Source organism: Borrelia persica No12, assembly GCF_000500045.1.
In the GTDB taxonomy this organism is placed as follows: domain Bacteria; phylum Spirochaetota; class Spirochaetia; order Borreliales; family Borreliaceae; genus Borrelia; species Borrelia persica.
This window is the reverse complement of the sequence record NZ_AYOT01000074.1, coordinates 1-230: the sequence shown is the minus strand read 5'-3', so window position 1 is coordinate 230 and position 230 is coordinate 1. Positions and strand designations below refer to the sequence as shown.

Sequence of the window (230 nt, the reverse complement as noted above, 5' to 3'; positions counted from 1 at the left end):
ATTAACAGCTTTAATAGTCTTAATTAAAAAATCCTCCCATGAATCAGTTGAAGAATAGATATGAGAATTAGAAGATGATTCGCTTGGTATTGCATATGGTTTTACTAGTTTTAAACTTGTTTTTGGATCAATTAATACCATCATAGGAGTAGAGAATTCATCTCCAAGTTCTAGTTTCCCAAGACCTTCTTCAATTTTTTTAAAAATTTCATTCATCTTATCTTTATTAG

Annotated in this window: 1 pseudogene; it reads right to left on the bottom strand. The window is 28.3% G+C overall.

From position 1 onward, the window contains the following. Positions 1–230, bottom strand: a pseudogene (locus U881_RS10455) (hypothetical protein); the annotation flags it as partial.